Origin of the sequence: Lysinibacillus fusiformis, from assembly GCF_016925635.1 — a bacterium.
Classification (GTDB): Bacteria; Bacillota; Bacilli; order Bacillales_A; family Planococcaceae; genus Lysinibacillus; species Lysinibacillus fusiformis_F.
Genome location: NZ_CP070490.1, coordinates 1,804,622 through 1,828,674 on the forward strand (window position 1 = coordinate 1,804,622; position 24,053 = coordinate 1,828,674).

The following is a 24,053-nucleotide window of genomic DNA, read 5'->3' on the forward strand; positions in this document are numbered from 1 at the left end:
TATCTTTTTTATTTTATATAAATAAATAATATAAATATGTGAGGGAAAACGAATGAAATTTGATATTTTACGTGACCGTTTATTAGAGGGTTTAAATGATGTCATGAAAGCAGTAAGTTCAAAAACAACTATTCCGATTTTAACAGGAATTAAAATTGACGTTACAGAAGAAGGTATCCGCTTAACAGGTAGTGATGCTGATATAACTATTCAAACATTTATTCCAGTTGAAGAAGATGGACAACAAATTATTCACATTACAGAAACAGGATCAATTGTTGTGCAGGCACGTATGTTTAATGAAATTGTACGTAAATTACCAACAAACGATGTTGAAATCCAAGTGACACCTGGTTTCCAAACGCATATTCGTTCAGGAAAATCCGAATTCCATTTAATTGGCTCGGATGCTGCAGAATACCCATTATTACCAGAGCTAACAGAAGATCAAAAATTTACTATTCCAGCTGATCTCTTAAAAACAATTATTCGTGAAACAGTATTTGCTGTTGCCACTTCAGAAAGTAGACCCGTGTTGACAGGTGTAAACTGGCAGATCAAAAACGAAACTTTAATCTGTGTTGCAACAGATAGTCATCGTTTAGCTAGACGTAAAGTGCAACTGGAAAATTTACCAGAAGTTGAACATAGTGTAGTTATTCCAGGAAAAAGTTTGAACGAATTAAATAAAGTATTAGAGGATTCTACAAATCTTGTACAAATCGTTATTACAAGTCAGCAAGTATTATTTAAAACTGGCGATGTATTATTCTTCTCTCGCTTACTGGAAGGAAATTATCCAGATACAACCCGTCTAATTCCTGAAGAATATCAAACAAATGTAACGATTAATGGAAAATCTTTATTACAAGCTATTGACCGTGCCTCACTTGTTGCACGAGGAGATCGTAATAATGTTGTACGTTTTGAAATTTTAGATAACCAAGCAGTTGAAGTTTCTTCTAATTCTCCTGAAATCGGTAAAGTACAAGAAGAAATCCCTGTAGAAGCATTGGAAGGGGAAGGTTTGAAAATTTCTTTCAGTGCAAAATATATGATGGAAGCATTAAAAGCAATTGATGGACAAGACGTAGTTATTCAATTTACTGGGGCAATGAGACCGTTTATTTTACGTTCTGTTCATGATGATGCTATTTTACAATTAATTTTACCTGTACGAACTTACTAAAGAATATAAGATCTGTTAAGATAGTCGCTCATAGTGACTATCTTTTTTTACTTATGGCGTAATTTTAGGTATGATAGAGAGATAGACAGTCTGTATTCGGAGGGGAACACACTATGCAGGACATTAAAATTGATGAGGAGTTCATCACGTTAGGGCAGCTTTTAAAAATTACGGATGCCATTAGTTCAGGTGGAATGGCCAAGTGGTTTTTACAAGAACATGCTGTATATGTAAATGGAGAAGTAGATGATCGTCGAGGTCGGAAATTACGTAACGGAGACGTTGTTAATATTCCTGGATGTGGTCGTTTTCAAATCGTAGGACCAACTGGACAATAAATTATGTATATTGATCAAATAAAACTTACAAATTACCGTAACTATGATGCCTTAGCTTTAAACTTCTCTCCAAAAATTAATGTTTTCATTGGTGAAAATGCACAAGGAAAAACAAATGTTATGGAGTCCATCTATGTTTTAGCAATGGCAAAGTCCCATCGAACAACGAACGATAAAGAATTGATACGTTGGGATTCAGACTATGGTAAAATAGAAGGGGCCGTTAAAAAAAGGCATGGTATTTTACCGATCGAACTTACGATTACAAAGAAAGGTAAAAAGGGCAAGATAAATCATATAGAGCAAAGTCGCCTTAGTCATTATATTGGTCAAATGAATGTCGTTATGTTTGCGCCAGAGGATTTGAACGTTGTAAAGGGAAGTCCGCAAATACGTCGACGTTTTATTGATATGGAGATTGGGCAAATTTCGCCTGTCTATTTACATGATTTATTAACCTTTCAAAAAGTTTTAAAACAACGTAACCATTTTTTAAAAATGAACCAAGGCAAGTCCATGTCAAATGATGTGATGTATGAGGTCTACAATGAACAATATATTCACGCTGCTACCCAAATTATTCGTAAAAGATTTCAATTTATGGATTTATTGCAGGAGTGGGCGGAACCCATACACGCAGGTATATCGCAAGGTAAGGAAACACTGCTTATAAAATATCGTACGGTAGCTGGTATTGAAAAAGAACACTCTACTAGTGAAATTGAAAATACTTTACATCAAAAATTAATTGAAGCGAGAGAACGTGAATTTGATAGGGGTGTGACGCTCGTTGGTCCACACCGTGATGATTTGCAGTTTTTAGTAAATGGCTATGATGTTCAAACATATGGTTCACAAGGACAACAACGTACGACTGCATTGTCTTTAAAACTTGCTGAAATTGAATTAATTAAACAAGAAACAAACGAAACACCCATACTACTTTTAGATGATGTTTTATCGGAACTCGATGATTATCGCCAATCGCATTTATTAAATACCATTCAGGGTGAAGTCCAAACCTTTGTTACAACCACAAGTGTGGATGGAATTCATCATGAAACGATGGAACAGGCTCAACTGTTCCACGTGAAACAAGGTGCGATTGAAAAAAGTTAGCCAGGGTAGTTTTTTAGATTACAAAAGAATGGTAATAGTCAGCTCGGTTGACTGTTCATTCATTTACACACAATGATGTTATGAAGGAGTAGATGAAAGCCGTGGCTATAGAGAACGAAGGTTTACAAAACCAAGCTTATGAGGCCGATCAGATACAGGTATTAGAAGGTTTAGAAGCAGTACGTAAAAGACCAGGGATGTATATCGGTTCAACAAGTTCTAAAGGGCTTCACCATTTAGTATGGGAAATTGTTGATAACAGTATCGATGAAGCTCTTGCAGGATTTTGTACAGATATAAAAGTAACAATTGAAAAAGAAAACTGGATCCGCGTAGAAGATAACGGTCGTGGTATTCCAGTTAGCATTCAAGAAAAAATGGGTAAGCCGGCAGTTGAAGTTATTATGACTGTTTTACATGCTGGTGGTAAATTTGGCGGTGGAGGCTATAAAGTTTCTGGTGGTCTTCATGGAGTTGGAGCATCCGTGGTAAATGCACTCTCTGTTGAAACAATTGTCCAAGTTCATCGTGAAGGTCATATCCATGAAATAAAATTTGAACGTGGAAAAACTATTCAAGAGTTAACAGTTATCGGTGATACAGATCACAATGGTACAACAACGCGATTTAAAGCTGACCCAGAAATTTTTAAAGAAACAACTGTTTATGAATATGATATTTTAGCTCATCGTATTAGAGAATTGGCTTATTTAAATCGTGGCATTAAGATTACGATTGCTGATGAACGCGAAGAAGAGATTCGTTCAACTACATACCACTATGAAGGTGGTATTCGTTCCTATGTTGAGCATTTAAACCAATCTAAAGAACCAATCCATGATCCAATTGATGTTCTTGGAGAGAAGGATGGCATCACAATAGAAATTGCCATGCAATATAATGCTGGATTCTCTTCTAATATTTTTTCATTTGCTAACAACATTAATACGTACGAGGGCGGTACACATGAGTCTGGTTTTAAAACAGCCCTTACACGCGTTATTAATGACTATGCACGAAAAAATGGATTGCTCAAAGAATCTGACGCTAATCTTACAGGGGAGGATGTACGTGAAGGGTTAACAGCTATTGTTTCTGTTAAACACCCAGATCCTCAATTTGAAGGACAAACAAAAACAAAGTTAGGGAATTCAGAAGTAAGTCAAATTACCAATTCATTATTCTCTGATGGCTTTGAACGTTTTATGTTAGAAAATCCAACTGTTGCACGTAAGGTTGTCGAAAAAGGTTTAATGGCAGCTCGTGCACGTGTAGCTGCGAAAAAGGCACGTGAATTTACTCGTCGTAAAAATGCACTTGAAGTATCTAGCTTACCAGGTAAATTAGCTGATTGTTCTTCTACAAATCCAGCTGATTGTGAAATTTATATTGTTGAGGGTGATTCTGCCGGCGGCTCCGCTAAATCTGGGCGTGACCGTCATTTCCAAGCAATTTTGCCTTTACGTGGTAAGATTCTTAACGTTGAGAAAGCTCGACTAGATAAAATTTTATCGAATGCGGAAATCCGTGCAATGATTACAGCATTCGGCACAGGGATAGGTGAGGAGTTTAATTTAGAAAAAGCTCGTTATCATAAAATCATTATCATGACAGATGCCGATGTTGATGGAGCGCATATCCGTACATTACTTTTAACATTCTTCTTCCGTTTCCTTCGACCACTTATAGAAGCGGGCTATATTTATATTGCACAGCCACCACTTTATCAAGTGAAACAAGGTAAACATATTGAGTACTGCTATGATGAAGAGACATTAAAAGAAATTTTAGAACGACTACCAAAAATGCCAAAACCAAATGTGCAGCGTTATAAAGGTCTTGGTGAAATGAACGCTGAGCAACTTTGGGAAACAACAATGGATCCTGAGTACCGCACATTATTACAAGTAGAATTAGATGATGCAATTAAAGCAAACCAAGCATTTGAGCGTTTAATGGGCGATGAAGTTGAACCTCGTCGTCAATTTATTGAGGAAAATGCCGTATACGCTAATTTAGATATTTAATTTTAGTTGAGGGGAGGTCTACACTTTGTCAGAACAAGAACGCTCCGGTGTAAAAGGAATTAATATAACAGAAGAAATTGAAACATCCTTCCTCGATTATGCAATGAGTGTAATCGTTTCGCGTGCATTACCAGATGTACGCGACGGATTGAAGCCAGTTCATCGTCGTATTTTATACGGCATGCAAGAGCTAGGAAATACAGCAGATAAAGCGTATAAAAAATCAGCACGTATCGTCGGGGATGTAATGGGTAAGTACCATCCACATGGTGACTCTTCCATCTATGATGCAATGGTACGTATGGCGCAGGATTTTAGCTATCGTTATATGCTTGTTGATGGTCACGGTAACTTCGGTTCTGTCGATGGTGACGGAGCTGCGGCGATGCGTTATACGGAATCACGTATGTCTCGCATTGCAATGGAAATGCTTCGTGATATTAATAAAAATACAATTGACTATACGGATAACTATGACGGCTCTGAAAAAGAACCAGTCGTTTTACCAAGTCGTTATCCAAACTTATTAGTAAATGGTGCAGCAGGGATTGCCGTAGGTATGGCAACAAATATTCCTCCACATCAATTGGGAGAAACAATTGATGCCGTTATAGCACTTTCTGAAAATCCAGCCATTACAACCGAGGAGCTAATGGAAATTATTCCAGGCCCTGATTTTCCTACTGGAGGATTGATTTTAGGACGTAGTGGTATACGTAGAGCCTACGAAACTGGTCGAGGTTCCATCATTATTCGTGCGAAAGTGGAAATTGAGCAAAAGGCAAATGGTAAGGAAACTATTCTTATTCATGAACTGCCTTACCAAGTGAATAAGGCTAAGCTCATTGAAAAAATTGCAGAGCTTGTACGTGATAAAAAAATAGATGGTATCACAAATTTACGTGATGAATCTGACCGTCGTGGTATGCGTGTAGTCATTGAAATTCGTAAAGATGCAAATGCTAATGTCGTTTTAAATAATCTATATAAACAAACAGCTATGCAATCGAGCTTCGGTATCAATATGCTGTCTTTAGTAAATGGTCAGCCCAAAGTATTAGGCTTAAAGGAAATGCTATACCATTATTTAGAGCACCAAAAAGTAATTATTCGTCGTCGTACAGAATTTGACCTTCGAAAAGCGGAAGACCGCGCACATATATTAGAGGGCTTACGAATTGCACTGGATCATATTGATGAAATAATTGCTATTATTCGTGGTTCACGTAGTGGTGAAGAAGCGAAACCTCAATTGATGGAACGTTTTAGCTTGTCTGAGCGTCAGGCTCAAGCTATTTTAGATATGCGCCTCGTTCGATTAAGTGGCTTAGAGCGTGAAAAAATTGAAGCAGAATATCAAGAGCTTCAAGTTCTTATAGCTGAATTAAAGGCAATTTTAGCAGATGAAGAGAAAATTGTTGATATTATTCGTACTGAAATTTTAGAGCTGAAAGAACGTTTTAATGATATACGTCGTACTGAGATTACATCAGGTGGTCTAGAAATGATTGAGGATGAGGATTTAATTCCTGTTGAAAACTCAGTTGTTACTTTAACGCATAATGGCTATATCAAGCGTTTAGCTGCGAATACATATCGTAGTCAAAAGCGTGGCGGTCGTGGTGTACAAGGAATGGGTACAAATGAAGACGATTTTGTAGAGCATCTAATGAATACTTCAACCCACGATACAATTCTATTCTTTACGTCTAAAGGTAAAGTATTTAGAGCCAAAGGATATGAAATCCCAGAGTTCGGTCGTACGGCTAAAGGGTTACCAATCGTAAACTTGCTCAATATAGATAAAGGCGAAAAAGTAACAGCTATGATTCGTGTTGGGTCGTTTGATGAAGATGCTTACTTTATCTTTACCACAAAAACAGGTATTACAAAACGTACCCCTGTATCACAATTTGCTAACATCCGAACAAATGGTTTAATAGCTATTAGCTTGAGAGAAGACGATGATCTTATTTCTGTACGTCTAACGGATGGAGAGAAACAAGTAATTATTGGTACACGTGACGGTATGCTCGTTCGTTTCCAAGAAGACGACATCCGTTCTATGGGTCGTACAGCTGGTGGTGTTCGTGGTATTAAGCTGCGTGATGGTGACGAAGTAGTAGGTATGGAGATTGTTGAGCCAGGACAAGAAATTTTAGTAGTAACCGAAAAAGGTTACGGTAAACGTACTTCTGAAGAGGACTATCGTTTACAAAGTCGTGGCGGAGTAGGTCTGAAAACTATCCAAATTACAGATAAGAATGGTCCAATGGTGGCTGTAAAAACTGTTGATGGTTCTGAGGATTTAATGCTTATTACCATTAATGGTATGCTTATTCGTATGGATGTAAATGATATTTCACTAATTGGGCGCAGTACGCAGGGAGTTCGTTTAATTCGACTAGGAGATGACGAATTGGTTGCAACTGTAGCTAAAGTGGAAAAAGCAGAAGAGGCTTTAGAGGACGAAGAAGAAATAGAAGAATAATTTAAGCCGATGACGACAACATTGAATGTCGCCATCGGTTTTTTTACGTAAATAATGAAAAATAAGTAATTATTTTGAATTCCATGATAAAATGGAAATACCTTATTTTGAAGCAAGAAATAGTGGAGAGGTGTTCATTCCGTGGAAACTATACATGTTCCGATTTCAGAGCTAGGCGTTGGCAAGGTAATTTCTGAAGATATATTTGCTAATACACAGTATCCGATTATATTCAAAGATACAATGATTTCTTATGTACACTTGCAAGTTTTTCATGCATTTAATATTTTCAACGTCCCAGTTTACAAAAGTGAAAATGATACTCGAGTAGAAAAGAATGAAATCGATGTCGAAGTTACAATTGAAGAAATTCCGACCTTTAGAAAAGTCTATAATCATTCTGTTGAACAGTTTAAAAAGGAATTTAAAAATTGGGAAGCGGGAGCAAAGGTAGATATTGCAAAAGCAAGGACAATTATTTTACCTTTAGTAGAGATGGTGCTAGAAGATCGTACTATTATTTTTGATCTAAATGAGTATTCAAACCCTAAAGACTACCTGTATCATCATTGTGTAGCAACTGGTTTGATTGCCTCAGTTATTGCGCAAAAACTTGGTTATGATAGAGGAACCACTATTCAAGTAGCCATTGGTGGTTTATTAGCCGATTGTGGTATGGCTAAAGTACATCCTCGTATCAGAGATAAGAAGACACCTTTAACAGAGCAAGAATATGATGAAATATATAAACATCCGACTTATAGCCATAACATGGTGAAAGATCTGACCATTTTAAAAGAAACAATGAAAGAAGCCATCTTCCAACACCATGAACGTTTAAATGGTAGCGGATATCCGAAGAGCGAAAAGATCGCCAATATTTCTATTTTTGCACAAATCATTGCTGTTGCAGATGTTTTTCATGCTATGACGTGTGAACGAGTGTATCGATCGAAGCAATCTTCATTTAAAGTTATAGAAATGATTAATGAATCTGAGTTTGGAAAGTTTGATATTAAAGTAGTACGTGCTTTAATTGATATTGTTGCAGATCTTCCGATAGGGACGATTGTAGAACTTTCTAATCTAGAACGTGGAGAAGTGATGTTTGTAAATAAATTTGCCCCAACACGACCTCTCATTAAATTAATTCATTCAGGGGAAATTTTTGATTTAGGAAAAAATCGCAGTTTTTATATTTCACGAATCATAACTAATCTGTAAAAAAGTGGCAAACCATATTATATGGCTTGCCTATTTTTATTCAAAGGTTTTCAGGGAAGTGAGGTGTTCACTGTATATAGTGCAAGCAATTTAGTTTACACCTTCTTAATAGGCGGCAGTTTAGTATTTTTCTTAAGAAATGATAACCAATATTAATCATTAAATAGTGGGCATTTTCACTATGATTATGTTTTGAAACATTCAAATCTAATGTATTAAAATATTTTCGGAGAAAGTGTTGACTTTATTTTAGAATCTTGATATTATAAATGAGTCGCCAAGAGGTGACAGTGAAATAAAGAACATGAACCTTGAAAACTGAACAAGCAAAACGTAATCAATAAAGTTTTAAGTAGCTAGCTTCGGTTAGTGAACGAAACAAAAATTTTGGACATCAAAATTGATGCCAGCAAAACAATTTGAGCTAATCAAATTTCTTTTATGGAGAGTTTGATCCTGGCTCAGGACGAACGCTGGCGGCGTGCCTAATACATGCAAGTCGAGCGAACAGAGAAGGAGCTTGCTCCTTCGATGTTAGCGGCGGACGGGTGAGTAACACGTGGGTAACCTACCCTATAGTTTGGGATAACTCCGGGAAACCGGGGCTAATACCGAATAATTTGTTTCACCTCATGGTGAAACACTGAAAGACGGTTTCGGCTGTCGCTATAGGATGGGCCCGCGGCGCATTAGCTAGTTGGTGAGGTAACGGCTCACCAAGGCGACGATGCGTAGCCGACCTGAGAGGGTGATCGGCCACACTGGGACTGAGACACGGCCCAGACTCCTACGGGAGGCAGCAGTAGGGAATCTTCCACAATGGGCGAAAGCCTGATGGAGCAACGCCGCGTGAGTGAAGAAGGATTTCGGTTCGTAAAACTCTGTTGTAAGGGAAGAACAAGTACAGTAGTAACTGGCTGTACCTTGACGGTACCTTATTAGAAAGCCACGGCTAACTACGTGCCAGCAGCCGCGGTAATACGTAGGTGGCAAGCGTTGTCCGGAATTATTGGGCGTAAAGCGCGCGCAGGTGGTTTCTTAAGTCTGATGTGAAAGCCCACGGCTCAACCGTGGAGGGTCATTGGAAACTGGGAGACTTGAGTGCAGAAGAGGATAGTGGAATTCCAAGTGTAGCGGTGAAATGCGTAGAGATTTGGAGGAACACCAGTGGCGAAGGCGACTATCTGGTCTGTAACTGACACTGAGGCGCGAAAGCGTGGGGAGCAAACAGGATTAGATACCCTGGTAGTCCACGCCGTAAACGATGAGTGCTAAGTGTTAGGGGGTTTCCGCCCCTTAGTGCTGCAGCTAACGCATTAAGCACTCCGCCTGGGGAGTACGGTCGCAAGACTGAAACTCAAAGGAATTGACGGGGGCCCGCACAAGCGGTGGAGCATGTGGTTTAATTCGAAGCAACGCGAAGAACCTTACCAGGTCTTGACATCCCGTTGACCACTGTAGAGATATGGTTTCCCCTTCGGGGGCAACGGTGACAGGTGGTGCATGGTTGTCGTCAGCTCGTGTCGTGAGATGTTGGGTTAAGTCCCGCAACGAGCGCAACCCTTGATCTTAGTTGCCATCATTTAGTTGGGCACTCTAAGGTGACTGCCGGTGACAAACCGGAGGAAGGTGGGGATGACGTCAAATCATCATGCCCCTTATGACCTGGGCTACACACGTGCTACAATGGACGATACAAACGGTTGCCAACTCGCGAGAGGGAGCTAATCCGATAAAGTCGTTCTCAGTTCGGATTGTAGGCTGCAACTCGCCTACATGAAGCCGGAATCGCTAGTAATCGCGGATCAGCATGCCGCGGTGAATACGTTCCCGGGCCTTGTACACACCGCCCGTCACACCACGAGAGTTTGTAACACCCGAAGTCGGTGAGGTAACCTTTTGGAGCCAGCCGCCGAAGGTGGGATAGATGATTGGGGTGAAGTCGTAACAAGGTAGCCGTATCGGAAGGTGCGGCTGGATCACCTCCTTTCTAAGGATTATTTCGGAATACAAACCTTGGGTTTGTAAGATTACGTTTTGCGTTCAGTTTTGAAGGTTTATGAAATAATATAATAAAACTTCCAAGAGGGCCTATAGCTCAGCTGGTTAGAGCGCACGCCTGATAAGCGTGAGGTCGATGGTTCGAGTCCATTTAGGCCCACCATATATACCTCTTGGGGCCTTAGCTCAGCTGGGAGAGCGCCTGCCTTGCACGCAGGAGGTCAGCGGTTCGATCCCGCTAGGCTCCACCATTTTTTTGTTCTTTGAAAACTGGATAAAACGACATTGAAATTGTAACAAACACATTTATTTTTTAAGTTTTTTATAGGCTTAATAACTTGGTTAAGTTATTAAGGGCGCACGGCGAATGCCTTGGCACTAGGAGCCGAAGAAGGACGGCACTAACACCGATATGCTTCGGGGAGCTGTAAGTGAGCTTTGATCCGGAGATTTCCGAATGGGGGAACCCACTACGTTTAATCGCGTAGTATCTTGACGTGAATACATAGCGTCTTGAAGGCAGACCCAGGGAACTGAAACATCTAAGTACCTGGAGGAAGAGAAAGAAAAATCGATTCCCTGAGTAGCGGCGAGCGAAACGGGAAGAGCCCAAACCAAGAGGCTTGCCTCTTGGGGTTGTAGGACACTCAATACGGAGTTACAAAAGAGCGAGTTAGATGAAGCGACTTGGAAAGGTCCGCCAGAGCAGGTAAAAGCCCTGTAGTCGAAAGTTCGTTCTCTCCTGAGTGGATCCTGAGTACGGCGGAACACGTGAAATTCCGTCGGAATCCGGGAGGACCATCTCCCAAGGCTAAATACTACCTAGTGACCGATAGTGAACCAGTACCGTGAGGGAAAGGTGAAAAGCACCCCGGAAGGGGAGTGAAAGAGATCCTGAAACCGTGTGCCTACAAGTAGTTAGAGCCCGTTAATGGGTGATAGCGTGCCTTTTGTAGAATGAACCGGCGAGTTACGATTACGTGCAAGGTTAAGCTTTAGAAGGCGGAGCCGCAGCGAAAGCGAGTCTGAATAGGGCGAAATAGTACGTGGTCGTAGACCCGAAACCAGGTGATCTACCCATGTCCAGGGTGAAGGTGAGGTAACACTTACTGGAGGCCCGAACCCACGCACGTTGAAAAGTGCGGGGATGAGGTGTGGGTAGCGGAGAAATTCCAATCGAACTTGGAGATAGCTGGTTCTCTCCGAAATAGCTTTAGGGCTAGCCTCGTGATGAGAATACTGGAGGTAGAGCACTGTTTGGACTAGGGGGCCATCCCGGTTTACCGAATTCAGACAAACTCCGAATGCCAGATATTTATACACGGGAGTCAGACTGCGAGTGATAAGATCCGTAGTCAAAAGGGAAACAGCCCAGACCACCAGCTAAGGTCCCAAAGTAATCGTTAAGTGGAAAAGGATGTGGCGTTGCACAGACAACCAGGATGTTGGCTTAGAAGCAGCCATCATTTAAAGAGTGCGTAATAGCTCACTGGTCGAGTGACGCTGCGCCGAAAATGTATCGGGGCTAAACGATTCACCGAAGCTGTGGATTGACATCTACGATGTCAGTGGTAGGAGAGCGTTCTAAGTGCGTTGAAGTCAGACCGGAAGGACTGGTGGAGCGCTTAGAAGTGAGAATGCCGGTATGAGTAGCGAAAGACGGGTGAGAATCCCGTCCACCGTATGACTAAGGTTTCCTGAGGAAGGCTCGTCCGCTCAGGGTTAGTCGGGACCTAAGCCGAGGCCGATAGGCGTAGGCGATGGACAACAGGTTGATATTCCTGTACCACCTCCTCACCGTTTGAGAAATGGGGGGACGCAGTAGGATAGGGTAAGCGCGCTGTTGGATATGCGCGTCCAAGCAGTAAGGCGTGTGTGTAGGCAAATCCGCACACTGTAACGTTGAGCTGTGATGGCGAGTCCGTATGGACGAAGTTCCTGATTTCACACTGCCAAGAAAAGCCTCTATCGAGGTGAGAGGTGCCCGTACCGCAAACCGACACAGGTAGTCGAGGAGAGAATCCTAAGGTGTGCGAGAGAACTCTCGTTAAGGAACTCGGCAAAATGACCCCGTAACTTCGGGAGAAGGGGTGCTCTTGAGCGTGCAAGCGCATGAGAGCCGCAGTGAATAGGCCCAGGCGACTGTTTAGCAAAAACACAGGTCTCTGCAAAACCGTAAGGTGACGTATAGGGGCTGACGCCTGCCCGGTGCTGGAAGGTTAAGAGGAGTGGTTAGCGCAAGCGAAGCTGCGAATTGAAGCCCCAGTAAACGGCGGCCGTAACTATAACGGTCCTAAGGTAGCGAAATTCCTTGTCGGGTAAGTTCCGACCCGCACGAAAGGCGTAACGATCTGGGCACTGTCTCAACGAGAGACTCGGTGAAATTATAGTACCTGTGAAGATGCAGGTTACCCGCGACAGGACGGAAAGACCCCGTGGAGCTTTACTGTAGCCTGATATTGAATTTTGGTACAACTTGTACAGGATAGGTAGGAGCCAGAGATCTCGGAGCGCCAGCTTCGAAGGAGGCGTCGGTGGGATACTACCCTGGTTGTATTGAAATTCTAACCCATGCCCCTTAGCGGGGCAGGAGACAGTGTCAGGCGGACAGTTTGACTGGGGCGGTCGCCTCCTAAAAGGTAACGGAGGCGCCCAAAGGTTCCCTCAGAATGGTTGGAAATCATTCGTAGAGTGTAAAGGCACAAGGGAGCTTGACTGCGAGACCTACAAGTCGAGCAGGGTCGAAAGACGGGCTTAGTGATCCGGTGGTTCCGCATGGAAGGGCCATCGCTCAACGGATAAAAGCTACCCCGGGGATAACAGGCTTATCTCCCCCAAGAGTCCACATCGACGGGGAGGTTTGGCACCTCGATGTCGGCTCATCGCATCCTGGGGCTGTAGTCGGTCCCAAGGGTTGGGCTGTTCGCCCATTAAAGCGGTACGCGAGCTGGGTTCAGAACGTCGTGAGACAGTTCGGTCCCTATCCGTCGTGGGCGTAGGAAATTTGAGAGGAGCTGTCCTTAGTACGAGAGGACCGGGATGGACACACCGCTGGTGTACCAGTTGTCTTGCCAAAGGCATCGCTGGGTAGCTATGTGTGGACGGGATAAGTGCTGAAAGCATCTAAGCATGAAGCCCCCCTCAAGATGAGATTTCCCATTACGCAAGTAAGTAAGATCCCTCAAAGACGATGAGGTAGATAGGTTCGAGGTGGAAGTGTGGTGACACATGGAGCTGACGAATACTAATCGATCGAGGACTTAACCAAAACGTTTGAACCATTCAATGTACCGTTTATCCAGTTTTGAAAGAACAACACTTTCAATTAAATACATGTCTAGTGATGATGGCAAAGAGGTCACACCCGTTCCCATACCGAACACGGAAGTTAAGCTCTTTAGCGCCGATGGTAGTTGGGGGCTTCCCCCTGTGAGAGTAGGACGTCGCTAGGCAATTGAAACAGTCAACTGTGTGTTGACTGTTTTTTTATATTCATTGTAAACTTCGTACTGTGTAGGAGGGTTTAGAAAGCTTTTAGCTAAGACCATTAAAAAGTCACGTCTAGTCAACCAACTTGCTAAAGAAGAAGAGATCGATAGTATGTTAAATCAGTGGAAGAAAGATGTAGAAGTTATGAAGGTAACAACGTTTGTGAATCATGTTCATCGATTGCTAACCAATCTAAAACTTTCATGGACCAATTAAAATGGGTGAATAGTTTAATGATTATCAATCAACCTACAAATTTAATTATAGTAATCGTCAATTATAATATGGGGACATTGTAAAAATACTGTTGATGGAGATAAGAAAAAGATAAATGAAAGAATTTATAGACGGTTTATGGAAGAAATAAAGAGAAAGAAAAAATATATAAGCTATTTTAGTATGGTTGATGAATCTTACCCGATGTCTTTAAAATAAGGCCAATTCTTTAGCGCATCATATCTACAATAAATCACCAGTACGCACTTATTAGACATAGTTAATTCATTAGGTAGTGGTTTGGGCTTGAGTCCAATATTATTTTGAGCTTATGCTCTTTAATTTTGTCAAAATATGCTCTACACTTTAAAACTCTGCAAAATATATGAAAATTTTGATTCATAATGCAACTTTTATTACTATTTAAGTAGTTTTATACATTTTAATGATAACTAAATTTTTTCCCCTTTATTTTTTATGATTAGTACTTTCTTTATATGGATGATAATAGGATTCAATTTTAGTTAGGTCATTATTAAAGTTTGTAGCTATGTTTTTAGGTATCGACAATAAAGTGAAAATTTTAGTTCTATTCGTCATTATTCATCCCTATACTGTAAAGATTACATCAAAAAGGAGAGGGAATTTTGTGGATTGATGGTGTGTTTTCTGGCGGCGGTTTGAAGGGCTTTGCATTAGTAGGAGCATATCAAGTACTAGAAGCTGAACATTTTCGATTTAAACGTGTAGCTGGTACAAGTGCAGGTGCCATTTTAGCTGCATTTATCGCTGCAGGATATAGTGGAAAAGAGATTGAAATCATGCTAGAGGAGTTGGACGTTCCTTCGTTACTGGACCCAAGAAGAACAATTTTACCTTTCCCTTTTATGAAATGGGTAAATGTATATAATCATTTAGGTCTCTATAAAGGAAAGGCATTAGAAAAATGGTTCTTCCAAAAGTTAGCTGCAAAAGGGGTCTATACTTTTGGTGATCTGCCTAAAGATTCACTTAAGTTAGTAGCCTCAGATTTAACCAATGGTAGAATGATTGTTTTACCAGACGATTTGCACAAATATCAAATTGAAGCAAAAAATTTTTCAGTTGCTTGTGCGTTACGAATGAGTTGTGGTATACCATTTTTCTTTGAACCAGTTACATTAAAGACTGGGAAGGGAGAATCAGTAATAGTGGATGGTGGAGTTTTAAGTAATTTTCCACTATGGATATTCGATGATAAAGAAGGTCGAAAAGTACGCCCAATTTTAGGTCTGAAACTTAGCAGAAGAAGAGAAGAACAATGTCCACAAGAAATTAAAAATGGTCTGAGTTTATTTGAAGCTTTATTTTCAACGATGAAAGATGCACATGATGAAAGATATATATCAAGACGTCATGAGAGAGATATTATTTTTATTCCTGTAGAAGATTATAGTGCTACTCAATTTGATTTAAATGAGGAAACAAAAGAAACCTTATTAGAAATAGGAAGAAACCGTACAATTCAATTTTTACGGAATTGGCCAAGATTGAAGTTGTAATTATTTTATAAAAAAATATTGAAAAACTATTGACCAATAATAAATAGGGTGTTATTATATAAAAGTTGCTGTTGAGACATACAGCTACTAAAATATAAAATAACTGTTTGACATTAAATATAAAACATGTTATTATATAAAAGTTAGCTCTTACAGAAGAGTAAACATAATAATGAACCTTGAAAACTGAACAAGCAAAACGTAATCAATAAAGTTTTAAGTAGCTAGCTTCGGTGAGTGAACGAAACAAAAATTTTGGACATCAAAATTGATGCCAGCAAAACAATTTGAGCTTATCAAATTTCTTTTATGGAGAGTTTGATCCTGGCTCAGGACGAACGCTGGCGGCGTGCCTAATACATGCAAGTCGAGCGAACAGAGAAGGAGCTTGCTCCTTCGACGTTAGCGGCGGACGGGTGAGTAACACGTGGGCAACCTACCCTATAGTTTGGGATAACTCCGGGAAACCGGGGCTAATACCGAATAATTTGTTTCACCTCATGGTGAAACACTGAAAGACGGTTTCGGCTGTCGCTATAGGATGGGCCCGCGGCGCATTAGCTAGTTGGTGAGGTAACGGCTCACCAAGGCGACGATGCGTAGCCGACCTGAGAGGGTGATCGGCCACACTGGGACTGAGACACGGCCCAGACTCCTACGGGAGGCAGCAGTAGGGAATCTTCCACAATGGGCGAAAGCCTGATGGAGCAACGCCGCGTGAGTGAAGAAGGATTTCGGTTCGTAAAACTCTGTTGTAAGGGAAGAACAAGTACAGTAGTAACTGGCTGTACCTTGACGGTACCTTATTAGAAAGCCACGGCTAACTACGTGCCAGCAGCCGCGGTAATACGTAGGTGGCAAGCGTTGTCCGGAATTATTGGGCGTAAAGCGCGCGCAGGTGGTTTCTTAAGTCTGATGTGAAAGCCCACGGCTCAACCGTGGAGGGTCATTGGAAACTGGGAGACTTGAGTGCAGAAGAGGATAGTGGAATTCCAAGTGTAGCGGTGAAATGCGTAGAGATTTGGAGGAACACCAGTGGCGAAGGCGACTATCTGGTCTGTAACTGACACTGAGGCGCGAAAGCGTGGGGAGCAAACAGGATTAGATACCCTGGTAGTCCACGCCGTAAACGATGAGTGCTAAGTGTTAGGGGGTTTCCGCCCCTTAGTGCTGCAGCTAACGCATTAAGCACTCCGCCTGGGGAGTACGGTCGCAAGACTGAAACTCAAAGGAATTGACGGGGGCCCGCACAAGCGGTGGAGCATGTGGTTTAATTCGAAGCAACGCGAAGAACCTTACCAGGTCTTGACATCCCGTTGACCACTGTAGAGATATAGTTTCCCCTTCGGGGGCAACGGTGACAGGTGGTGCATGGTTGTCGTCAGCTCGTGTCGTGAGATGTTGGGTTAAGTCCCGCAACGAGCGCAACCCTTGATCTTAGTTGCCATCATTTAGTTGGGCACTCTAAGGTGACTGCCGGTGACAAACCGGAGGAAGGTGGGGATGACGTCAAATCATCATGCCCCTTATGACCTGGGCTACACACGTGCTACAATGGACGATACAAACGGTTGCCAACTCGCGAGAGGGAGCTAATCCGATAAAGTCGTTCTCAGTTCGGATTGTAGGCTGCAACTCGCCTACATGAAGCCGGAATCGCTAGTAATCGCGGATCAGCATGCCGCGGTGAATACGTTCCCGGGCCTTGTACACACCGCCCGTCACACCACGAGAGTTTGTAACACCCGAAGTCGGTGAGGTAACCTTTTGGAGCCAGCCGCCGAAGGTGGGATAGATGATTGGGGTGAAGTCGTAACAAGGTAGCCGTATCGGAAGGTGCGGCTGGATCACCTCCTTTCTAAGGATTATTTCGGAATACAAACCTTGGGTTTGTAAGATTACGTTTTGCGTTCAGTTTTGAAGGTTCATTCTTTCGAATGAAACACTTCAAAACTTGTTCTTTGAAAACTGGATAAAACGACATTGAAATTGTAACAAACACATTTATTTTTTTAAGTTTTTTTATAGGCTTAATAACTTGGTTAAGTTATTAAGGGCGCACGGCGAATGCCTTGGCACTAGGAGCCGAAGAAGGACGGCACTAACACCGATATGCTTCGGGGAGCTGTAAGTGAGCTTTGATCCGGAGATTTCCGAATGGGGGAACCCACTACGTTTAATCGCGTAGTATCTTGACGTGAATACATAGCGTCTTGAAGGCAGACCCAGGGAACTGAAACATCTAAGTACCTGGAGGAAGAGAAAGAAAAATCGATTCCCTGAGTAGCGGCGAGCGAAACGGGAAGAGCCCAAACCAAGAGGCTTGCCTCTTGGGGTTGTAGGACACTCAATACGGAGTTACAAAAGAGCGAGTTAGATGAAGCGACTTGGAAAGGTCCGCCAGAGCAGGTAAAAGCCCTGTAGTCGAAAGTTCGTTCCCTCCTGAGTGGATCCTGAGTACGGCGGAACACGTGAAATTCCGTCGGAATCCGGGAGGACCATCTCCCAAGGCTAAATACTACCTAGTGACCGATAGTGAACCAGTACCGTGAGGGAAAGGTGAAAAGCACCCCGGAAGGGGAGTGAAAGAGATCCTGAAACCGTGTGCCTACAAGTAGTTAGAGCCCGTTAATGGGTGATAGCGTGCCTTTTGTAGAATGAACCGGCGAGTTACGATTACGTGCGAGGTTAAGCTTTAGAAGGCGGAGCCGCAGCGAAAGCGAGTCTGAATAGGGCGAAATAGTACGTGGTCGTAGACCCGAAACCAGGTGATCTACCCATGTCCAGGGTGAAGGTGAGGTAACACTTACTGGAGGCCCGAACCCACGCACGTTGAAAAGTGCGGGGATGAGGTGTGGGTAGCGGAGAAATTCCAATCGAACTTGGAGATAGCTGGTTCTCTCCGAAATAGCTTTAGGGCTAGCCTCGTGATGAGAATACTGGAGGTAGAGCACTGTTTGGACTAGGGGGCCATCCCGGTTTACCGAATTCAGACAAACTCCGAATGCCAGATATTTATACACGGGAGTCAGACTGCGAGTGATAAGATCCGTAGTCAAAAGGGAAACAGCCCAGACCACCAGCTAAGGTCCCAAAGTAATCGTTAAGTGGAAAAGGATGTGGCGTTGCACAGACAACCAGGATGTTGGCTTAGAAGCAGCCATCATTTAAAGAGTGCGTAATAGCTCACTGGTCGAGTGACGCTGCGCCGAAAATGTATCGGGGCTAAACGATTCACCGAAGCTGTGGATTGACATCTACGATGTCAGTGGTAGGAGAGCGTTCTAAGTGCGTTGAAGTCAGACCGGAAGGACTGGTGGAGCGCTTAGAAGTGAGAATGCCGGTATGAGTAGCGAAAGACGGGTGAGAATCCCGTCCACCGTATGACTAAGGTTTCCTGAGGAAGGCTCGTCCGCTCAGGGTTAGTCGGGACCTAAGCCGAGGCCGATAGGCGTAGGCGATGGACAACAGGTTGATATTCCTGTACCACCTCCTCACCGTTTGAGAAATGGGGGGACGCAGTAGGATAGGGTAAGCGCGCTGTTGGATATGCGCGTCCAAGCAGTAAGGCGTGTGTGTAGGCAAATCCGCACACTGTAACGTTGAGCTGTGATGGCGAGTCCGTATGGACGAAGTTCCTGATTTCACACTGCCAAGAAAAGCCTCTATCGAGGTGAGAGGTGCCCGTACCGCAAACCGACACAGGTAGTCGAGGAGAGAATCCTAAGGTGTGCGAGAGAACTCTCGTTAAGGAACTCGGCAAAATGACCCCGTAACTTCGGGAGAAGGGGTGCTCTTGAGCGTGCAAGCGCATGAGAGCCGCAGTGAATAGGCCCAGGCGACTGTTTAGCAAAAACACAGGTCTCTGCAAAACCGTAAGGTGACGTATAGGGGCTGACGCCTGCCCGGTGCTGGAAGGTTAAGAGGAGTGGTTAGCGCAAGCGAAGCTGCGAATTGAAGCCCCAGTAAACGGCGGCCGTAACTATAACGGTCCTAAGGTAGCGAAATTCCTTGTCGGGTAAGTTCCGACCCGCACGAAAGGCGTAACGATCTGGGCACTGTCTCAACGAGAGACTCGGTGAAATTATAGTACCTGTGAAGATGCAGGTTACCCGCGACAGGACGGAAAGACCCCGTGGAGCTTTACTGTAGCCTGATATTGAATTTTGGTACAACTTGTACAGGATAGGTAGGAGCCAGAGATCTCGGAGCGCCAGCTTCGAAGGAGGCGTCGGTGGGATACTACCCTGGTTGTATTGAAATTCTAACCCATGCCCCTTAGCGGGGCAGGAGACAGTGTCAGGCGGACAGTTTGACTGGGGCGGTCGCCTCCTAAAAGGTAACGGAGGCGCCCAAAGGTTCCCTCAGAATGGTTGGAAATCATTCGTAGAGTGTAAAGGCACAAGGGAGCTTGACTGCGAGACCTACAAGTCGAGCAGGGTCGAAAGACGGGCTTAGTGATCCGGTGGTTCCGCATGGAAGGGCCATCGCTCAACGGATAAAAGCTACCCCGGGGATAACAGGCTTATCTCCCCCAAGAGTCCACATCGACGGGGAGGTTTGGCACCTCGATGTCGGCTCATCGCATCCTGGGGCTGTAGTCGGTCCCAAGGGTTGGGCTGTTCGCCCATTAAAGCGGTACGCGAGCTGGGTTCAGAACGTCGTGAGACAGTTCGGTCCCTATCCGTCGTGGGCGTAGGAAATTTGAGAGGAGCTGTCCTTAGTACGAGAGGACCGGGATGGACACACCGCTGGTGTACCAGTTGTCTTGCCAAAGGCATCGCTGGGTAGCTATGTGTGGACGGGATAAGTGCTGAAAGCATCTAAGCATGAAGCCCCCCTCAAGATGAGATTTCCCATTACGCAAGTAAGTAAGATCCCTCAAAGACGATGAGGTAGATAGGTTCGAGGTGGAAGTGTGGTGACACATGGAGCTGACGAATACTAATCGATCGAGGACTTAACCAAAAAAGTTTGAACCATTCAATGCACGTTTATCCAGTTTTGAAAGAACAATTCTTTCAATTTAATACTAATACATGTCTAGTGATGATGGCAAAGAGGTCACACCCGTTCCCATACCGAACACGGAAGTTAAGCTCTTTAGCGCCGATGGTAGTTGGGGGCTTCCCCCTGTGAGAGTAGGACGTCGCTAGGCAATTGAAACAGTCAGCCGTGTGCTGGCTGTTTTTTTACTTTCTAATGAATTTGTTAAAGAACTGGTTCAAAAATCTATTATATTTATAAGTATTTTAATTAAAAAGAGTAGGAATAAATGACTTTTAAACGTAGATAATTATTTAGATTGCTCATTTTAATTACCACACATTAAAAATCTGAATTGTCTTTCTTTTATAAGTTCCTTGACAGTAGCAGTCCACGTTGTTAATCTTACAATTAATATTCTTTTAACTATAGGAGGAAGTTACGAAAATGTGGGAAACTAAATTTGCCAAAGAAGGTTTAACTTTTGATGATGTATTATTAGTACCAGCTCATTCCGAAGTACTACCGAAAGATGTTGATTTATCTGTTCAATTAACACCAAAGATTAAATTAAACATCCCAATGGTCAGCGCAGGTATGGATACAGTTACAGAGTCTAAAATGGCGATTGCTATGGCACGTCAAGGCGGTATCGGTATTATCCATAAAAACATGGGGATCGATGAGCAAGCTGAACAAGTAGAAAAAGTAAAACGTTCTGAAAATGGTGTTATTACAAACCCATTCTTCTTAACTCCGACACATCAAGTTTTCGATGCTGAACATCTAATGGGTAAATACCGAATCTCTGGTGTACCTATTGTTGATAGTATGGAAAATCAAAAGCTAGTAGGAATTATTACAAACCGTGATTTACGTTTTATCTCTGATTACTCTTTAAAAATTGAAGATGTCATGACAAAAGAAGATTTGATTACAGCACCTGTTGGAACAACTTTAGAGGATGCTGAAAAAATTCTTCAACAATATAAAATCGAAAAGCTTCCAATTGTAGATGAAGAAGGTAGATTAACTGGACTTATCACAATTAAAGATATCGAGAAAGTTATTGAATTCCCGAATGCTGCAAAAGATACACATGGTCGCTTATTAGTGGGCGCAGCAGTTGGTGTATCAAAAGATACGATGGTACGTATTGAGAAGCTTGTAGAAGCACAAGTGGACATTGTTGTAATCGATACAGCCCATGGTCATTCAGAAGGCGTATTACAAACAATTCGCTCAATCCGTGAGACTTACCCAGAGCTAGAAATCATTGCTGGTAATGTTGCTACAGGAGAAGGCGCACGTGCATTATTTGAAGCTGGGGCAGATGTTGTTAAAGTAGGTATTGGTCCTGGTTCTATTTGTACTACACGTGTTGTGGCTGGTGTAGGTGTACCACAAATTACAGCAGTATATGATTGTGCTACAGTAGCTCGTGAGCTTGGTAAAACAATTATTGCTGATGGTGGTATTAAATACTCTGGTGATATCGTAAAAGCTCTAGCAGCTGGGGGCAACGTTGTAATGCTTGGTTCTCTTCTAGCAGGTACATCTGAATCTCCTGGAGAAACAGAAATCTTCCAAGGACGTCGCTTCAAAGTTTACCGTGGTATGGGTTCTATCGGCGCAATGGAAAAAGGTTCTAAAGATCGTTACTTCCAAGAGGATGCGAAAAAATTAGTACCTGAAGGTATTGAAGGTCGCCTTCCATATAAAGGACCATTAGCTGATACAATTTACCAACTGATTGGTGGTATTCGCGCTGGTATGGGTTATTGTGGAGCACCACATCTTGAGCACCTACGGGAGAATGCACAATTTGTTAGAATGACAGGTGCTGGTCTTCGTGAATCACATCCACATGATGTACAGATTACAAAAGAATCACCAAACTATTCCATGTAATATATTACTTGCAACTTTTATGCTTTCGCATCGTCTACAAAGATGGCGCGAGAGCATTTTTTTTATGGTAGAGAGTCAACACGTTTGTTGTTATCTATGATAAAATGTCGAGGACAAGATTATTTTTTGGAGGGCTTTAAAGGTGAAAAAGAAAATGAACACCGTATTACGCTTACTCCTAATTTCTGTTTTATTATTTAGTATTTTTGCAGGTATTCCTGCAAAGGCAAATGCGGAAACAGATTTAGGATTAACAGTGGATGCTGCGATTTTAATTGATGCAGATTCAGGAAAAATTTTATTTGAACAAAATGCAGATACTTCACTAGGTATTGCAAGTATGACAAAAATGATGACTGAATTCCTGTTATTGGACGCGATTGATGCAGGGACAGTTAAATGGGATCAGGAATATCACGTAACTGATTATACGTATCGTATGTCTCAAAATCGTGCATTAAGTAATGTACCTTTACGTAGAGATGGTTCTTATACGATTCGTGAGTTATACGAGGCAATGGCTATCTATTCAGCAAATGCAGCTACCGTAGCTATTGCTGAAACGATTGCAGGTTCTGAAACTGAATTTTTAAAGTTAATGAATAAAAAAGCAGAAGAACTTGGTTTAGAGGGCTATAAATTTGTCAACGCCACTGGTCTTAATAATGCTGATTTATTTGGTATGCATCCATCAGGCACAGGCCCAGAAGATGAAAATGTGATGCCTGCAAAATCTGTAGCAAAATTGGCGTATCATTTATTAAAAGATCACCCAAAGGTATTAGAAACATCTAAAATTGCAAAAAAGACATTCCGTGAAGGTACAGAAGATGCAATTAAAATGTCTAACTGGAACTTTATGTTACCTGGATTAGTGTATGAATATCAAGGTGTCGATGGATTAAAAACAGGTACAACAAACTTTGCAGGTCACTGCTTCACAGGTACTGCAGAGCGCAATGGTACTCGTTTGATTGCAGTTGTTATGAAAGCTGTTGATGCAAATGGACAAGGATCATATGCAGCTCGTTTTGATGCCACAGCAAAATTATTTAACTATGGTTTTTCACAATTCTCAAAGCAGGAAATTTTACCAGCGAACTATACATTCAAAGATCAAAAAACAGTTAAAGTGACAAAAGGTAAAGAAGACAAAGTATCGATTGCAGTAAAAGAACCAATTTCCTTTATGATTAAGTCTTCTGATAAAGAATTATATAAACCTACATTGGTTTTAGATAAAAAGAGTTTAGAGGCAGATGTTAAAAAAGACACTGTTGTAGGGAAGGTTGTTATTGAGCGCACAGAAGGCACAGATTACGGCTTTATCGATGGTAAGGATATTTCATCCGATGTTGTCACAACAAAGGCTGTAGAGCGTGCTAGCGGTATCTCATTGTTCTTCCAAGGTGTAGGTAACTTCTTCGGTAATTTATGGGGAGGCATTACAGACTTTGTTGGTGGATTATTTTAATATTTAAATAGGAGCACATGAATGTACTTAAGCATTCATGTGCTTTT

At 42.3% G+C, this 24,053-nt stretch carries 9 protein-coding genes, 2 tRNA genes and 6 rRNA genes; all 17 read left to right on the plus strand.

What is annotated here, in order from left to right; all coding sequences use genetic code 11:
• The first annotated feature begins 52 nt into the window (after window positions 1-52).
• The 17 genes from dnaN to JTI58_RS09045 all read left to right on the plus strand — a co-directional run bounded on the left by dnaN (window position 53) and on the right by JTI58_RS09045 (window position 24,006).
• Window positions 53-1,189 carry a DNA polymerase III subunit beta gene (gene dnaN / locus JTI58_RS08965; protein WP_004233305.1) on the plus strand — a complete coding sequence of 379 codons (1,137 nt, stop codon included), beginning with the start codon at window positions 53-55 and terminating at the stop codon, window positions 1,187-1,189.
• Between the two features lie 113 nt (window positions 1,190-1,302).
• The gene (gene yaaA / locus JTI58_RS08970; protein WP_205446312.1) at window positions 1,303-1,527 is read left to right on the plus strand and encodes a S4 domain-containing protein YaaA; all 225 of its coding nucleotides are present in this window, start codon (window positions 1,303-1,305) and stop codon (window positions 1,525-1,527) included.
• 3 nt (window positions 1,528-1,530) lie between these two features.
• On the plus strand, window positions 1,531-2,646 hold the full coding sequence (recF, locus tag JTI58_RS08975; protein ID WP_205446313.1) for a DNA replication/repair protein RecF: 1,116 nt from the start codon (window positions 1,531-1,533) through the stop codon (window positions 2,644-2,646).
• 92 nt (window positions 2,647-2,738) lie between these two features.
• Complete coding sequence (gene gyrB, locus JTI58_RS08980; protein WP_205446314.1) at window positions 2,739-4,673, plus strand: DNA topoisomerase (ATP-hydrolyzing) subunit B; 1,935 nt, start codon at window positions 2,739-2,741, stop codon at window positions 4,671-4,673.
• A 25-nt stretch (window positions 4,674-4,698) separates the two neighbouring features.
• Window positions 4,699-7,164, plus strand: coding sequence for a DNA gyrase subunit A (gene gyrA / locus JTI58_RS08985; protein ID WP_205446315.1), 2,466 nt, complete (start codon window positions 4,699-4,701; stop codon window positions 7,162-7,164).
• Window positions 7,165-7,305: 141 nt separating this feature from the next.
• Window positions 7,306-8,388 (plus strand): HD-GYP domain-containing protein, encoded by a 1,083-nt coding sequence (locus JTI58_RS08990; protein ID WP_205446316.1) that lies wholly within the window; start codon window positions 7,306-7,308, stop codon window positions 8,386-8,388.
• A gap of 438 nt (window positions 8,389-8,826) precedes the next feature.
• Window positions 8,827-10,378, plus strand: a 16S ribosomal RNA gene (locus JTI58_RS08995).
• A 97-nt stretch (window positions 10,379-10,475) separates the two neighbouring features.
• A tRNA-Ile gene (locus JTI58_RS09000) sits at window positions 10,476-10,552 on the plus strand.
• A 12-nt stretch (window positions 10,553-10,564) separates the two neighbouring features.
• Window positions 10,565-10,640 (plus strand) — tRNA-Ala (locus JTI58_RS09005).
• 89 nt (window positions 10,641-10,729) lie between these two features.
• A 23S ribosomal RNA gene (locus tag JTI58_RS09010) occupies window positions 10,730-13,657 on the plus strand.
• A gap of 68 nt (window positions 13,658-13,725) precedes the next feature.
• A 5S ribosomal RNA gene (rrf, locus tag JTI58_RS09015) occupies window positions 13,726-13,841 on the plus strand.
• Together the 16S, 23S and 5S rRNA genes with 2 tRNA genes alongside form the textbook arrangement of a ribosomal RNA operon.
• A 900-nt stretch (window positions 13,842-14,741) precedes the next feature.
• Window positions 14,742-15,635, plus strand: coding sequence for a patatin-like phospholipase family protein (locus tag JTI58_RS09020; protein WP_205446317.1), 894 nt, complete (start codon window positions 14,742-14,744; stop codon window positions 15,633-15,635).
• A gap of 306 nt (window positions 15,636-15,941) precedes the next feature.
• A 16S ribosomal RNA gene (locus tag JTI58_RS09025) occupies window positions 15,942-17,493 on the plus strand.
• A gap of 182 nt (window positions 17,494-17,675) precedes the next feature.
• Window positions 17,676-20,603 (plus strand): 23S ribosomal RNA (locus JTI58_RS09030).
• Between the two features lie 74 nt (window positions 20,604-20,677).
• Window positions 20,678-20,793, plus strand: a 5S ribosomal RNA gene (gene rrf, locus JTI58_RS09035).
• 275 nt (window positions 20,794-21,068) lie between these two features.
• Entirely contained in the window at window positions 21,069-22,532 is a 1,464-nt protein-coding gene (gene guaB, locus JTI58_RS09040; RefSeq protein ID WP_004233999.1) for an IMP dehydrogenase, read from the plus strand.
• Window positions 22,533-22,674: 142 nt separating this feature from the next.
• Complete coding sequence (locus JTI58_RS09045; RefSeq protein ID WP_243456367.1) at window positions 22,675-24,006, plus strand: D-alanyl-D-alanine carboxypeptidase family protein; 1,332 nt, start codon at window positions 22,675-22,677, stop codon at window positions 24,004-24,006.
• The last annotated feature ends 47 nt before the right edge of the window (window positions 24,007-24,053 follow it).